Origin of the sequence: Marivirga tractuosa (assembly GCF_042140215.1) — a bacterium.
Taxonomy (GTDB): Bacteria; Bacteroidota; Bacteroidia; order Cytophagales; family Cyclobacteriaceae; genus Marivirga; species Marivirga tractuosa_A.
This window is the reverse complement of the sequence record NZ_CP159478.1, coordinates 1,388,410-1,403,438: the sequence shown is the minus strand read 5'-3', so window position 1 is coordinate 1,403,438 and position 15,029 is coordinate 1,388,410. Positions and strand designations below refer to the sequence as shown.

20 protein-coding genes and 1 pseudogene are annotated in these 15,029 nt (G+C 36.6%); all 21 read right to left on the bottom strand.

What is annotated here, in order from left to right; genetic code table 11:
- Nucleotides 1–2: 2 nt before the first annotated feature.
- Nucleotides 3–401 carry a 30S ribosomal protein S8 gene (gene rpsH / locus ABWH96_RS06440; protein WP_375580654.1) on the bottom strand — a complete coding sequence of 133 codons (399 nt, stop codon included), beginning with the start codon at nt 399–401 and terminating at the stop codon, nt 3–5.
- Nucleotides 402–492: 91 nt separating this feature from the next.
- Nucleotides 493–762 carry a 30S ribosomal protein S14 gene (gene rpsN / locus ABWH96_RS06435; protein ID WP_013455164.1) on the bottom strand — a complete coding sequence of 90 codons (270 nt, stop codon included), beginning with the start codon at nt 760–762 and terminating at the stop codon, nt 493–495.
- Nucleotides 763–764: 2 nt separating this feature from the next.
- A complete protein-coding gene (gene rplE, locus ABWH96_RS06430; RefSeq protein ID WP_375580653.1) occupies nt 765–1,322 on the bottom strand; it encodes a 50S ribosomal protein L5 in 558 nt (185 codons plus the stop codon).
- Nucleotides 1,315–1,662 carry a 50S ribosomal protein L24 gene (gene rplX, locus ABWH96_RS06425; RefSeq protein WP_375580652.1) on the bottom strand — a complete coding sequence of 116 codons (348 nt, stop codon included), beginning with the start codon at nt 1,660–1,662 and terminating at the stop codon, nt 1,315–1,317. The genes rplE and rplX overlap by 8 nt, the downstream gene beginning before the upstream one ends.
- Before the next feature lie 4 nt (nt 1,663–1,666).
- Nucleotides 1,667–2,035, bottom strand: a complete 369-nt coding sequence (gene rplN / locus ABWH96_RS06420) for a 50S ribosomal protein L14 (RefSeq protein WP_375580651.1) — start codon at nt 2,033–2,035, stop codon at nt 1,667–1,669.
- A gap of 2 nt (nt 2,036–2,037) precedes the next feature.
- The gene (rpsQ, locus tag ABWH96_RS06415; protein WP_375580650.1) at nt 2,038–2,292 is read right to left on the bottom strand and encodes a 30S ribosomal protein S17; all 255 of its coding nucleotides are present in this window, start codon (nt 2,290–2,292) and stop codon (nt 2,038–2,040) included.
- An 8-nt stretch (nt 2,293–2,300) separates the two neighbouring features.
- The gene (gene rpmC, locus ABWH96_RS06410; protein ID WP_375580649.1) at nt 2,301–2,495 is read right to left on the bottom strand and encodes a 50S ribosomal protein L29; all 195 of its coding nucleotides are present in this window, start codon (nt 2,493–2,495) and stop codon (nt 2,301–2,303) included.
- Nucleotides 2,492–2,923, bottom strand: a complete 432-nt coding sequence (gene rplP, locus ABWH96_RS06405) for a 50S ribosomal protein L16 (RefSeq protein ID WP_013455158.1) — start codon at nt 2,921–2,923, stop codon at nt 2,492–2,494. The genes rpmC and rplP overlap by 4 nt, the downstream gene beginning before the upstream one ends.
- 29 nt (nt 2,924–2,952) lie before the next feature.
- Nucleotides 2,953–3,687, bottom strand: a complete 735-nt coding sequence (rpsC, locus tag ABWH96_RS06400; RefSeq protein ID WP_375580648.1) for a 30S ribosomal protein S3 — start codon at nt 3,685–3,687, stop codon at nt 2,953–2,955.
- A 2-nt stretch (nt 3,688–3,689) separates the two neighbouring features.
- Nucleotides 3,690–4,076, bottom strand: a complete 387-nt coding sequence (rplV, locus tag ABWH96_RS06395) for a 50S ribosomal protein L22 (protein WP_375580647.1) — start codon at nt 4,074–4,076, stop codon at nt 3,690–3,692.
- The gene (gene rpsS, locus ABWH96_RS06390) at nt 4,076–4,354 is read right to left on the bottom strand and encodes a 30S ribosomal protein S19 (protein ID WP_303272012.1); all 279 of its coding nucleotides are present in this window, start codon (nt 4,352–4,354) and stop codon (nt 4,076–4,078) included. The genes rplV and rpsS overlap by 1 nt, the downstream gene beginning before the upstream one ends.
- A gap of 3 nt (nt 4,355–4,357) precedes the next feature.
- Entirely contained in the window at nt 4,358–5,179 is an 822-nt protein-coding gene (rplB, locus tag ABWH96_RS06385; protein WP_375580646.1) for a 50S ribosomal protein L2, read from the bottom strand.
- An 11-nt stretch (nt 5,180–5,190) separates the two neighbouring features.
- On the bottom strand, nt 5,191–5,478 hold the full coding sequence (gene rplW, locus ABWH96_RS06380) for a 50S ribosomal protein L23 (protein WP_375580645.1): 288 nt from the start codon (nt 5,476–5,478) through the stop codon (nt 5,191–5,193).
- A gap of 5 nt (nt 5,479–5,483) precedes the next feature.
- On the bottom strand, nt 5,484–6,110 hold the full coding sequence (gene rplD, locus ABWH96_RS06375; RefSeq protein ID WP_375580644.1) for a 50S ribosomal protein L4: 627 nt from the start codon (nt 6,108–6,110) through the stop codon (nt 5,484–5,486).
- A 2-nt stretch (nt 6,111–6,112) separates the two neighbouring features.
- Nucleotides 6,113–6,751 carry a 50S ribosomal protein L3 gene (rplC, locus tag ABWH96_RS06370; RefSeq protein ID WP_375580643.1) on the bottom strand — a complete coding sequence of 213 codons (639 nt, stop codon included), beginning with the start codon at nt 6,749–6,751 and terminating at the stop codon, nt 6,113–6,115.
- Between the two features lie 178 nt (nt 6,752–6,929).
- A complete protein-coding gene (rpsJ, locus tag ABWH96_RS06365; protein ID WP_013455150.1) occupies nt 6,930–7,235 on the bottom strand; it encodes a 30S ribosomal protein S10 in 306 nt (101 codons plus the stop codon).
- A 9-nt stretch (nt 7,236–7,244) separates the two neighbouring features.
- A complete protein-coding gene (gene fusA, locus ABWH96_RS06360; protein ID WP_375580642.1) occupies nt 7,245–9,362 on the bottom strand; it encodes an elongation factor G in 2,118 nt (705 codons plus the stop codon).
- Nucleotides 9,363–9,373: 11 nt separating this feature from the next.
- Complete coding sequence (rpsG, locus tag ABWH96_RS06355) at nt 9,374–9,841, bottom strand: 30S ribosomal protein S7 (protein WP_375580641.1); 468 nt, start codon at nt 9,839–9,841, stop codon at nt 9,374–9,376.
- 6 nt (nt 9,842–9,847) lie between these two features.
- Nucleotides 9,848–10,222 (bottom strand): 30S ribosomal protein S12, encoded by a 375-nt coding sequence (gene rpsL, locus ABWH96_RS06350; RefSeq protein ID WP_013455147.1) that lies wholly within the window; start codon nt 10,220–10,222, stop codon nt 9,848–9,850.
- A 126-nt stretch (nt 10,223–10,348) separates the two neighbouring features.
- Complete coding sequence (locus tag ABWH96_RS06345; RefSeq protein ID WP_375580640.1) at nt 10,349–10,675, bottom strand: DUF3467 domain-containing protein; 327 nt, start codon at nt 10,673–10,675, stop codon at nt 10,349–10,351.
- Between the two features lie 36 nt (nt 10,676–10,711).
- Nucleotides 10,712–15,009 (bottom strand): annotated as a pseudogene (gene rpoC / locus ABWH96_RS06340) (DNA-directed RNA polymerase subunit beta').
- Between the last annotated feature and the right edge of the window lie 20 nt (nt 15,010–15,029).

Genomic DNA, 15,029 nt, shown 5'->3' with positions numbered 1-15,029 from the left:
CTTTAATATACGTAGCACAATACTTCACCACCAATTTTAAGCGTTCTTGCTTCTTTATCAGTGATTACTCCTTTTGAGGTTGACATAATTGCAACACCCAAACCATTTAAAACTCTTGGCAAGTTTTCAGAATCAGAGTATTTCCTTAGCCCTGGTTTTGATACTCTCTCCAAGTTAGAAATAGCTGGAGTTTTTGTTTCAGGATCATATTTCAAGGCAATTTTAATGTTACCTTGTGCGTTATCTTCCTCAAATTTATAATTCAGGATATAACCTTTTTCATGAAGTACTTTGGTCATACTCTTTTTCAAGTTTGATGCCGGTACTTCTACGATTCGGTGTCTTGCTTTTATAGCATTACGAACCCTTGTAAGAAAATCAGCTATTGGATCAGTTACCATCTCTTAATTAATTATAATTTCTATTTGCCCTGCCGAAACAGGCGTGCAAAGTTAAGAAATTAATTTGTTTATAAAAATAAAATTTTAAAAATCACCAACTTGCTTTGGTTACCCCTGGTATTTTTCCCTGTGAAGCCATTTCACGGAAAGTCACCCTTGAGATTCCAAATTTACGCATATATCCTTTTGGACGACCAGTTAATTTACATCTGTTATGTAATCTTACTGGAGATGCATTTTTAGGTAATTTATCTAAAGCCTCATAGTCGCCATTTGCTTTTAGCTCAGCTCTTTTGGCTGCATATTTAGCGACTAATCTTTCTCTTTTCTTTTCTCTGGCAATTACTGCTTTTCTAGCCATAATTATTTATTGTTTTTACTGGCAAATGGCATTCCGAAAGCTTTCAATAACTCATAGCTTTCTTCATCCGAATTTGCAGTGGTTACAAATGTAATATCCATACCGGAGATTGTTGATACTTTATCAATACTAATTTCCGGGAAAATAATTTGTTCTTTAACACCAAGAGTATAATTACCTCTTCCGTCAAAACCTTTATCTTTTACTCCTTGGAAGTCACGTACACGTGGTAAAGAAACAGACAATAATCTGTCTAAGAATTCATACATTCTTTCACCTCTTAGTGTAACTTTAGCTCCAATCGGCATTCCTTCTCTTAACTTAAAATTCGAAATTGAATTTTTTGCGTAAGTAGGTACAGCTTTTTGACCTGTTATCATCGTCAATTCCTCAACGCCAGTATCAACAAGTTTCTTATCAGCTGTAGCTGCTCCGATACCTTTATTAATTACAATTTTTGTAAGCTTAGGAACTTCCATAGCAGAGCTATATTGAAACTTTTCTTTCAAAGCGGGAATTATTTCACCCAGGTATAATTCTTTTATTCTTGGATTAGCCATTGTTGATTACCTCCCCCGTTTTTTTTGAATATCTTTGCAATTTACCTTTATCGTCAAGTTTACGACCAGTTCTAGTAGCATCACCTGTTGCAGGATCAACCAACATCAAATTACTGATGTGGATTGGTGCTTCCACTTTATCAATACCACCTTGAGGGCTATTAGCAGAAGGTTTATTATGTTTTGTTACAACATTAGCTCCTTCAACTATCGCTCTATCTTTCTCGCCTATCATTTCTAACACTTTGCCTGTTTTGCCTTTAGCATTACCAGCAATAACTTTAACAGTGTCACCCTTGCGGATATGAAATTTCTTTTGTTTGTTTTTTCTCCTCTCCATAATATTATAATACTTCAGGTGCTAAAGAAACAATTTTCATGAATTGCTTTTCACGCAATTCTCTAGCAACAGGTCCGAAAATACGAGTACCTCTTGGCTCATCATTAGGGTTCAATAATACAGCTGCATTATCTTCAAAGCGAATATATGAACCATCTTTTCTTCTTACCTCTTTTCTAGTACGTACAATTACAGCTCTAGAAACGGTACCTTTTTTCAAACTACTTGAAGAAAGAGCAGACTTAACAGTTACAATCACTTTGTCACCAATGGAAGCATACCTTTTCTTAGTACCGCCCAATACACGGATACACAATACCTCTTTGGCACCACTATTATCCGCTACACTTAATCTTGATTCTTGTTGTATCATGGTTATTTAGCTCTTTCTACGATTTCTACTAATCTCCATTTTTTATTCTTGCTCAAGGGTCTAGTTTCTTGTATTCTGACGGTATCGCCAATCGTACAATCATTAGCCTCATCATGAGCCATGAATTTGGTATTTTTCTTTACGAATTTACCATACATAGGGTGTTTAACCTTTCTTTCTACAGAAACGGTAATGGACTTATCCATTTTGTTACTAACAACTAACCCTACTCTTTCCTTTCTAAGGTTTCTTTCCATCTTAGCAATTATTTAGCAAGTACTTTACTTCTTAGTTCAGTCTGCAAACGAGCAATATTCTTACGAGTATCTCTGATTTGCATAGGATTCTCAATAGGAGAAATTGCGTGCGCAAACTTTAACTTGTGAAGTTTTTGTCCTTCAACTTTAATATTCTCATTGAGCTCGTCAATGGATAATTTTTTAATATCAGTGTTTTTCATGATACTATATTTTCTGAGTAATCCCTTCTAACTGAAAACTTGGTTTTCACAGGCAATTTTTGCGCAGCTAGTCTAAGTGCTTCTTTAGCATCCGCCATAGATACACCACCAGCTTCAAACATAATGGTTCCAGGCTTAACAGTTGCTACCCAATACTCAGGAGCACCTTTACCTTTACCCATCCTTACTTCAGCAGGCTTTTTTGTAATTGGTTTATCAGGGAAAATTCTGATCCAAACCTGACCTTGCCTTTTCATAGCTCTAGTCATGGCAATCCTTGCTGCCTCTATCTGTCTACTGGTAATCCAACCCGGCTCCAGTGACTTTAAAGCAAAACTTCCAAAGGCAATTCTATGCCCTCTTTGAGCAATTCCTTTTACTCTACCTTTTTGCTTTTTCCTAAATTTTGTTCTTTTTGGCTGTAACATTTTTTAAAAATCTTTTACCAAGAAAGCGCTTATTTACGCTTTCTTTTAGGACGTTCACTTCTTCTATTATTAGCCGGGCCACCACCTTTATTACCAGGTGCGCCTGCCCCAACATTAAGCGACAAGTCTCTCTTGCCGAAAACCTCTCCTTTGAAAACCCATACTTTCACACCAATAGTACCATATATTGTATGTGCAGCAGTTATTTCATAGTCGATATCTGCCCTCAATGTATGCAAAGGAATTCTACCTTCTTTATACATCTCAGTTCGTGCCATTTCAGCCCCGCCTAAACGACCTGAAACTTTAATTTTTATACCTTGAGCTCCTACTCTCATAGCGGAAGCAATTGCTTGCTTCATTGCTCTTCTGTAGGAAATTCTCGCTTTCAATTGTTGTGCGATAGACTCCCCAATTAATTTGGCGTCTAACTCAGGTCTTTTGATCTCAAAAATATTAATTTGAACATCTTTACCTGTCAACTTCTTAAGCTCCTCTTTTAATTTATCAACTTCACTACCACCTTTACCGATAACAACACCTGGTCTAGCAGTATGTACGGTCAATGTGATTCTTTTTAAAGTTCTTTCGATAACAATTTTAGAGATTCCACCTTTTGGAATACGTGCTAATATATATTCTCTGATTTTTTGATCTTCTATTAGCTTATCAGAAAAAGATAAACCTTTTCCTCCGTACCAGTTGGATTCCCAACCGCGAACGATACCTAAACGAAAACCTATTGGATTAACTTTCTGTCCCATTGTTATTTATTTTCAGCGTTATCAGTTTCAGCCAATACCGCTTGATCCGCAGCACTGTCAACAATCAAAGTTACATGGTTTGATCTTTTTCTAATTCTATGAGCTCTACCTTGAGGTGCAGGTCTTAATCTTTTTAAAACTCTACCACCGTCAACTTGTACAGATTTCACATATAAATCTGCATCTTCAAGATCTAATTCTGGATTAGCTTGTTGCCAGTTGGCAATTGCAGAAAGCAATAATTTTTCAACTCTAGCTGCTCCATGCTTAGATTCAAACTTAAGAATATTTAAAGCACGGTTCACTTTTTCACCTCTGATAAGATCCACTACCATCCTCATTTTTCGAGGAGACGTAGGTACGTTATTTAATTTAGCTATTGCTTCCATTATCTCTTACCTTTATCTTTTTTGTTTATATGACCCCTGAAGTTTCTAGTAGGAGAAAACTCACCTAGCTTATGTCCTACCATGTTTTCAGTTACATAAACAGGGATAAACTTATTCCCGTTGTGAACTGCAAAAGTATGACCAACAAAATCAGGAGAAATCATAGATCTTCTTGACCAAGTTTTGATAACCGATTTCTTACCGGAGTCATTCATATTATCAACTTTCTTTTCAAGACGAAAGTCGATATAAGGTCCTTTTTTTAACGATCTAGCCATCTATTATTTCTTTTTACCGATAATTAATTTATTGGAATATTTCTTAGGCGTTCTGGTTTTTAAACCTTTCGCCAATAAACCTTTTCTTGATCTTGGGTGACCTCCTGAAGACTTACCTTCACCACCACCCATTGGGTGATCAACTGGGTTCATAACAACCGCTCTTGTTCTAGGTCTACGACCTAACCAACGCTTACGGCCTGCCTTACCTAACTTCACAATCATGTGATCGGCATTTGAAACAGTACCAACCGTTGCCATGCAAGTTGCCAATACTAATCTCATCTCGCCAGAGGGTAATTTCAATGTTGCGTATTTACCATCTCTAGCCAATAACTGTGCATAAGAACCAGCGCTTCTTGACATAGCTCCACCTGCACCAGGCTTGATTTCAATATTATGCACTATTGTTCCTAATGGTATATCAGATAGTGGCAATGCATTTCCTACTTCAGGAGCGATGCCCTTACCAGACACAATAGTTTCACCAACTTTCAAACCATTTGGTGCTAAAATGTATCTTTTTTCACCGTCAGCATAATGCAATAAAGCAATAAAAGCTGTTCTTCCCGGATCATACTCCAAAGTAGCAACTTTAGCAGGGATGTTAAATTTGTTTCTCTTAAAGTCAACAATTCTCAAACTTTGTTTATGACCACCACCTAAGTAGCGCATAGTCATACGTCCGGAATTGTTTCTTCCACCTGATTTCTTACTTGGAGCAAGCAATGACTTTTCAGGAGCCACTTTACTTAGCTCAGTATAAACCGGTGCTAACCTATATCTTTGTCCAGCTGTAACTGGTCTTAATTTTTTAACTGCCATTTTTCAGATCATTAAATTTCGCTGTAGAAATCGATTACCTCTCCTTCTGCTACAGTTACAATTGCTTTTTTGAAACTAGGTTTTCTACCAGTAAGAATCCTAGACTTAGTGTAACGAGATTTTTGTTTGCCTAAATACTTCATAGTATTGATGCTCTCTACGTTTACACCGTAAGTTTTTTCAACCTCAGCTTTAATTTGGATTTTGTTTGCATTAATATCTACAACAAATCCATATTTACCTGTTTCGTTGAGGGCTGAGACTTTTTCCGTTACAAGTGGTTTTATTAAAACGCTCATATCTTTTACTTAAATAAGTTTTCAATTTTCTCTATAGAACCTTCAACGAATAGCAACTGATCAGCATGAAGTACATCATACGTATTTAATGAATCAACTGTAGTTACTTGCGTATTTTTAACATTTCTACCAGAAAGAACAACGTTCTTATCGATTTCTGGAAGAACTAAAAGTGTCTTTTTATCATTTAAAGACAACTTAGTCAGCATTTCTAAATAGCTTTTAGTTTTTACTTCGTCAAAAGTAAAGCCTTCAAGCACAGATATCATCTGATCTTTTGCTTTATAAGTTAAAGCAGATTTTCTAGCAACTACCTTTAACTTCTTATTTAATTTAAAGCTGTAGTCTTTTGGTCTTGGACCAAATACTCTACCACCACCTTTAAAAATCGGAGACTTAATACTACCCGCACGGGCTGTACCAGTACCTTTTTGCTTTTTGATCTTTCTAGTTGAACCAGAAATTTCTGCTCTCTCTTTAGATTTATGCGTTCCTTGTCTCGCATTAGCCATTTTCTGTTTCACATCTAAGTAAATAGCGTGATCATTAGGCTCTATATCAAAGATGGCATCCGATAAAGAAACTTTTCTTCCGGTGTCTTCGCCTGTATGTTTTAAAATTGAAAGCTCCATCTTTATTTCTCTATTATTACAAATGAATTTTTAGCACCCGGTATTGATCCACTCACTAATAGTAAGTTTTTCTCAGGGATAAGTTTCAATACTCTTAAGTTAGTATTTTTAACTCTTTCCCCTCCTGTTCTACCAGCCATACGCATACCCGGAAATACTCTTGCCGGATAAGAAGCACCACCTATTGAACCAGGCGCTCTTTGTCTATTATGCTGACCATGAGTTGCTTGACCAACTCCACCGAAACCATGACGTTTTACAACACCTTGGAATCCTTTACCTTTTGAAGAACCTGCAACATCTACATAATCACCTTCTTCAAAAACATCACTGATAGTCACGGTTTGACCCAGACTGTAGTTATCTACGAAAGTGTCATAACCTTCGTATTCACGAAACTCAGCTAGCTTTTTCTTAGGCGTTGTTTGAGCATTTTTAAAGTGCCCTTGCAATGCTTTTGGTGTATTCTTCTCCTTGCGCTCTTCATAGCCCAATTGAATAGCAGAATAACCATCGGTTTCCTCTTTTTTTACTTGTGTAACCACACAAGGACCAGCCTCTATCACCGTGCATGCGACATTTCGTCCATCGACACCGTAGATGCTAGTCATTCCGATTTTCTTTCCTATTATTCCTGACATTATTAATTTGATTAACAACCTTTTAACGGGTTTTACCGTAGCTTTTCCCGAAAGGACTGCAAAGTTAGTAAAATATTATAAGCTACAAAACTTACAACATTAAAAAATACAAAATTATAAAAAAGAAAAACCAATGATATCCAGACCATTGGTTTTTCTAATTTTAAATAATATTCAATTACACCTTTATCTCAACATCAACTCCACTAGGAAGCTCAAGTTTCATTAAAGCATCAACTGTTTTAGCGCTATTTGAATAAATATCTACTAGTCTTTTGAACGTACATAGTTGATATTGTTCACGAGATTTTTTATTCACGTGCGGAGAACGCAATACTGTAAAAATTTCTTTCTCAGTAGGCAAAGGAATTGGACCACTCACTACTGCACCTGTTGTTTTTACAGCTCTCACAATTTTCTCAGAAGACTTGTCTACTAAATTGTGATCGTATGATTTTAACTTTATTCTAATTTTCTGATTCATGATTCCTAATTATTTAACAGTCTCCCCTTTAGATTTTGCAATTACTTCTTCCGCAATATTTCGAGGAACTGGGTCATAGTGTGAAAAAGTTAAGGATGCAGTTGCTCTACCAGAACTAATTGTTCTTAAGTCAGTAACATATCCAAATAATTCAGACAATGGAACGTCAGCTCTAATTACTTGCGCTGCACCTTTAGGATCCATTCCCTTCATTAATCCTCTTCTCTTATTCAAATCACCAGTAACTGAACCAGTATATTCTTCTGGAGTAAGTACTTCTACTTTCATAACAGGCTCTAACAATTGGGGGCCAGCTTTTTTCGCAGCCTCTTTAAAACCAATTCTTGCCGCTAATTCAAAAGATAATGCATCTGAATCGACATCGTGGAAACTTCCATGATATAATTCAACTTTCATTGCTTCAATTGGATATCCAGCTAAAGGACCATTTGACATAGCCTCTGTGAATCCTTTTTGAATTGCCGGTATAAATTCCTTAGGGATTACACCACCAGTAATTTTATTATCAAATTGTAATCCAGGTTCAATCTCACCCTTTTCATTAGGTTCTGCTGGAGACAACTTAAAGACGATGTCTGCAAATTTACCTTTACCACCAGATTGCTTTTTATAAACCTCCTTATGGTCAACCAAAGTACTTATTGCTTCTTTGTACGCTACCTGTGGCGCCCCTTGGTTAATATCAACCTTGAACTCTCTTTTCAAACGATCCATGATGATATCTAAGTGCAACTCTCCCATACCTCTTAGGATTGTTTGACCAGTTTCTTCATCAGTGTTTACTAAAAGAGTTGGATCCTCTTCCACTAATTTAGCAATCGCCATACCCATCTTGTCAACATCTGCTTGAGTTTTAGGCTCAATAGCATAGCCAATAACTGGCTCAGGGAAATTCATTGATTCAAGAATAATTTTATGTTTCTCGTTACAAAGTGTATCCCCTGTTTTTATATCTTTAAATCCTACAACTGCAGCAATATCACCAGCATGAAGTGTATCAATTTGGTTTTGTTTATTAGCGTGCATTTGAAAGATTCTAGAAATTCTTTCTTTCTTGTTAGTTCTTGTATTGAATACATAAGAACCTGAATCTAATGTTCCTGAATAAGATCTAACAAAGCATAAACGACCTACAAATGGATCAGTAGCGATTTTAAATGCTAATGCTGCAAACGGATCATCTGACGTTGGCTTTCTAGAGGTTGGCTCGTCAGTATCAGGGTTGGTTCCAACAATTTTATCTCTATCTAATGGAGAAGGTAAAAGTTCCATCACATAGTTCAATAAAGTTTGAACACCCTTGTTTTTAAAGGCAGAACCACACAACATCGGAACAAATGCCAAATCTAAAGTAGCAGCTCTTAATGCAGCAATCACTTCATCTTTGCTTATAGACTCAGGATCTTCAAAGTATTTCTCCATTAAAGATTCGTCATACTCTGCAACTGACTCTAATAAGTGCTCACGATATTCGCTTACTTCATCTTGCATGTCAGCAGGTATCTCTACCTCTTCCCAAGTCATACCTTGATCTTCTTCGTTCCAAACAAAGGCTTTCATTTCCACTAAATCAACTACTCCCTTGAAATTACCTTCTGCACCGATAGGCAATTGCAATGGTACTGACTTAGTACCTAACATTTCTTTAACCTGTTTACACACGTTTAAGAAATCAGCCCCATCTCGGTCCATTTTGTTAACGAAACCAAGTCTGGAAACATTATAATTATCAGCTAGTCTCCAGTTAGTTTCTGATTGAGGTTCAACACCATCAACAGCACTAAACAAGAAAACTAAACCATCTAATACTCTTAATGATCTATTTACCTCAACAGTAAAATCAACGTGACCTGGAGTATCGATAATATTAATATGATATTCTTCATCTTTATAAGGCCAGAATACAGTAGTAGCTGCGGAGGTAATAGTAATACCTCTTTCCTGCTCTTGCTCCATCCAGTCCATTGTAGCTGCACCATCATGAACTTCACCTAATTTATGACTTACACCTGTATAGTATAAAATCCTTTCAGTAGTAGTAGTTTTTCCGGCATCGATGTGTGCTGCGATACCTATATTACGTGTTAGTCTGAGATCTCTTGCCATTATACTAGCTTTTAAAATCTAAAATGAGAAAATGCTTTATTTGCTTCAGCCATACGGTGCGTATCATCTTTCTTTTTGATAGCAGCTCCTTCACCTTTGGAAGCAGCGATGATTTCACCAGCTAAACGTTCGGTCATGGTTTTTTCACCTCTTTTTCTAGCGAATGTAATCATCCACTTGATACCAAGAGAAGTTTTTCTTTCTGGACGAACTTCAAGAGGTACTTGGAATGTTGCTCCACCAACTCTTCTACTTTTCACCTCAACGGCAGGAGAAATGTTAGCTAAAGCTTTTTTCCAAACTTCTAATCCATTTTCCTTAGTCTTTTCTTCAGCCATTTCTAAGGCTTCATAAAAGATGTTGTAGGCAATACTTTTCTTACCATCTACCATTAAATAGTTAACAAATTTTGTAACTAAGGTATCTCCAAATTTAGGATCTGGAAGAATATATCTTTTTTTAGGTTTTGCTTTCCTCATCGTTTTTTATTTCTTAGGTCTTTTTGCTCCATATTTCGATCTTCTTTGAGTACGGCCGTTTACACCAGCTGTATCCAATGCACCCCTAATGATGTGATATCTCACACCGGGCAAATCTTTAACTCTACCACCCCTGATTAACACTATAGAGTGCTCTTGAAGGTTATGACCTTCACCAGGGATATAAGCGTTTACTTCTTTTTGATTGGTCAACCTAACCCTAGCCACTTTTCTCATTGCTGAGTTTGGCTTTTTTGGAGTGGTGGTATAAACACGAGTACATACACCCCTTCTTTGTGGGCAAGAATCCAAAGCAGGAGATTTTGACTTTGAAGTCAATTTCTTTCTACCCTTTTTAACTAATTGTTGTATAGTAGGCATTTATTATAACTTTATCTTCTATTACTACTTGAGATTTTTAGGACTGCAAAGGTAAAAAATCAGATGCATTATCCAAACACATCTGATTAATTATTTTCACAAAGTCCTAATTTATAAGGAATAAGCTTAGGCTTCTCCAACATTTGATCCGAAATTCATCGGAAATTTTGGTGATTCATCCGATTGTTTTATCGGACCAAAATTACTTTCATACTTGTTAATGTTATCCTTTAGAGCATTCAAAAGCCTTTTTGCGTGTTCCGGAGTAACTACAACTCTAGATTTCACCTTTGCTTTTGGTACTCCTGGCATCAAACGAATAAAGTCAATCACAAATTCACTGTTTGAGTGCGCAACCATTGCCAAATTTGCATAAACTCCTTCCGCTACATCTTCAGGAAGTTCAATGTTAATCTGGTTTTGTTGTTTCTTATTCTCTTTCTTATCCTCCATATTATGAATTGGATTTATATTGAAAGAAAGACTGAATTAAGCTTCAGTCTTTTCTTCTGTTACTTTACTTTCTTTCATACTGTCAAGCTCGTCTTGAGACCCTACAATCATTTCACTCCAATCGCTCAGTCCAGTACCAGCAGGGATTAAATGCCCTACAATTACATTCTCTTTAAGACCATTCAAATGATCAGCTTTACCTCTAATAGAAGCTTCGCTTAGCACTTTAGTAGTCTCTTGGAATGATGCAGCTGAAATAAAGCTTTCAGTTCCTAAAGATGACTGCGTGATACCTTGCAATGTTGGTTTAGAAACAGCTGGTTCAGCATCTCTAGTTTTCACCAATTTCAAGTCTTTTCTTTTCAGTGTAGAATTTTCATCTCTTAATTTTCTAGCTGAAATGATTTGACCTGGTTTCAAATTAGGTGAATCACCTGAATCAGTAACCACTTTCATATCTAATACTCTGTCGTTTTCTTCTCTGAAAACAAATCTATCAACGACTTGATTAGGCAAGAATGTAGTATCTCCTGATTCTAATACCTGAACTTTCTGCATCATTTGTCTTACGATTACTTCAATGTGTTTATCATTGATTTTCACACCTTGTAATCGGTAAACTTCCTGAATTTCATTCACGATATATTCCTGAACAGCAGTTGGACCTTTAATTGACAAGATATCAGAAGGCGTAGTAGCACCATCAGATAATGCATAACCTGCTTTCACAAAGTCATTATCCTGAACCAAGATGTGTTTAGATAGAGATACTAAGTATCTTTTCTTAACACCATCTTTAGATTCGATGTATATTTCTCTGTTACCTCTTTTGATGCCTCCAAAAGTTACAACACCGTCAATCTCAGATACTACTGCAGGGTTTGAAGGGTTTCTTGCTTCAAACAGCTCGGTTACTCGAGGTAGACCCCCTGTAATATCTTTAGATTTACTTGTTGACCTTGGAATTTTAGCCAAAATCTGTCCTGGTTTAATTTTAGCACCCTCATCTACTGACAAGTGAGCTCCAACCGGAATATTGTAAGTTTTTGGATCCTGACCTTTTGTATTTACAATAACAGCAGGGTTCTTAGTTTTATCTTTAGTATCGATAATAACTTTCTCTCTGTGTCCTGTTTGTTCATCAGATTCCTCTTTATAAGTAATACCTTCTTCGATACTCTCGAATTCAGTAACACCTTCAAATTCAGAAAGGATTACAGCATTATATGGATCCCAGAAACATAGTTCCTGATCTTTTTCAACTTTTTCTCCTTCTTTAACCTTAAGAGTAGCACTATAAGGAACGTGATTACTCATCAATACTTTTTTGCTTTTCGGATCGATGATTTTAATCTCACCAGATCTTCCCATCACAACAGTTCTTGATTCGCCTTCATCATCCGTAGATTGAATAGCTCTTAAGTCTTCGAATTCTACTATACCAGCCGTTTTAGCTTTGATAGTAGCTTCAACAGCAATGTTAGATGCAGTACCCCCAACGTGGAAGGTTCTCAATGTTAACTGAGTACCCGGCTCACCAATAGATTGTGCCGCAATTACACCAACTGAATCACCTTTTTGAGCAATCTTAGATGTTGCTAAGTTTCTACCATAACACTTGCTACATACTCCTTGACGAGTTTCACAAGTTAATACAGATCTTATTTCAACTTCTTCAATTAAAGCTTCATCAATTTTATCACAAATATCATCAGTGATAGTTTCACCTGATTCTACTATCAATTCTTCTGTTTGTGGATGATAAACGTCATGTACACTCACTCTACCAAGAATACGCTCATAAAGTGACTCAACAACTTCATCATTATCTTTTAATGCCGAAACATTCAATCCTCTTAAAGTTCCACAATCCACATCATTGACTACAACATCTTGCGCTACATCAACAAGCCTTCTGGTTAAGTAACCAGCATCGGCAGTTTTCAATGCAGTATCGGCAAGACCTTTTCTAGCACCGTGAGTCGAGATAAAGTACTCAATAACATCTAATCCCTCACGGAAGTTAGATAGAATTGGGTTTTCAATAATACCTCCTACTGAACCTGCTAGGTTTTTCTGTGGCTTAGCCATCAAACCTCTCATACCACCCAACTGACGAATCTGCTCTCTTGAACCACGAGCTCCTGAGTGCATCATCATATAGATAGAGTTAAATCCTTGATTGTCCTCTTCCAATTGTTGCATCAAGGTATTAGTCAATTGAGAGTTAATTCTAGTCCAAATATCAATTACCTGATTATAACGCTCATTATCTGTGATAAGACCCATCAAGTAGTTGTTCCAAACTGCATCTACTTCTTCTTTGGCTTGCTCGACTAGAGTATCCTTAACTTCAGGAACCATAATATCGCCAAGTCCCATTGAAAGACCACCTTTATAAGCCATTTGGAAACCTAATTCTTTGATGTTATCTAAGAAATTAGCTGTTTTAGCAGAACCTGCTAACTTATAAACATGAGCAATTATACCTTGTAAGTTCTTCTTGGTCAATAATTGATCAATGTAACCCACCTCTTCAGGAACGCTTTCATTGAATATTACTCGACCAGCAACAGTATCAATAATTTTAGTTTCAAGCTCACCATCAGCATTTCGAACTTTAGTTCTTAACTTAATATTGGCATGCTTTGAAAGTTTTTTCTCATTGATTGCAATAATAACTTCTTCTGCGCTGTAGAATCTCTTTCCTTCTCCTACTACTGGCTCTTCTTTAGTAGATTTTCTACCTTTAGATACATAATAAAGACCTAATACCATATCCTGAGAAGGTACAGTGATAGGAGCACCATTTGCAGGGTTCAAAATATTATGAGAAGAAAGCATTAAAGTTGAGGCTTCTAAAATAGCTTCATGTCCTAAAGGAACGTGAACCGCCATTTGGTCACCATCAAAATCGGCATTAAATGCAGTACACGCTAATGGGTGTAACTGAATTGCTTTACCTTCAATCAATTTTGGTTGAAAAGCCTGGATACCTAATCTGTGAAGCGTTGGCGCCCTGTTTAATAATACAGGATGTCCTTTCATCACATTCTCCAAAATATCCCAAACCACAGGGTCTTTTCTGTCAACAATCTTCTTAGCAGATTTAACAGTTTTAACAATTCCCCTTTCGATTAATTTTCTAATGATAAAAGGTTTGAAAAGCTCAGCTGCCATATTCTTAGGCAAACCACATTCGTGCATTTTCAATTCAGGTCCAACAACAATTACTGAACGACCAGAATAATCAACCCTTTTACCTAATAAGTTTTGACGGAATCTACCTTGCTTACCTTTCAACATATCAGAAAGTGATTTCAAGGCTCTGTTTCCATCAGATCTTACAGCGTTTACCTTACGAGAGTTATCGAATAATGAATCTACCGCTTCCTGTAACATCCTTTTTTCATTTCTAAGGATTACTTCAGGAGCTTTGATATCAATCAACCTTTTCAAACGGTTGTTTCTGATGATAACTCTTCTGTATAAATCATTTAAATCAGAAGTAGCAAATCTACCGCCATCAAGAGGCACTAATGGTCTCAATTCAGGTGGAATTACTGGTACCATTCTGATAATCATCCATTCAGGACGGTTTTCAATTCTTGTTCTAGCATCACGGAAAGCCTCTACTACTCTCAATCTTTTTAAAGCTTCTGCTTTTCTTTGCTGAGAAGTATCAGTAGCCGCCTGATGTCTTAGTTCATAAGAAAGCTCATCCAGTTGGATTCTAGCTAATAACATATCCAATGCTTCAGCACCCATTTTGGCTATGAATTTGTTTGGATCGTCATCATCCAATTGCTGGTTCTCTCTTGGAAGTTTGTCAAGAATATCTAAGTACTCATCTTCCGTTAAGAAATCCATGTACGCTATTCCGTCTTCCTCTTTAGTACCTGGCTGGATAACTACATATCTTTCGTAATAGATAATCTGATCAAGCTTTTTAGTTGGTAAGCCTAATAGATAGCCAATTTTGTTAGGAAGAGATTTGAAGTACCAGATATGAGCAACAGGCACAACCAACTCGATATGGCCCATTCTTTCTCTACGTACCTTCTTTTCAGTTACTTCAACACCACATCTATCGCAAATGATGCCTTTATACCTGATTCTTTTATATTTTCCACAATGACATTCCCAGTCTTTAACAGGCCCAATATTCTTTCACAGAATAGACCACCCATCTCCGGCTTATAAGTACGGTAGTTAATGGTTTCAGGCTGAGTGACTTCACCATGAGAGCTTTCCAAAATAGATTCTGGAGAAGCCAAACTAATGGTGATTTTTGAAAAGTCAGTGTTAATTTTTTTATTTTTTTTGAACGCCATAATAAATGTATCTAAATGGG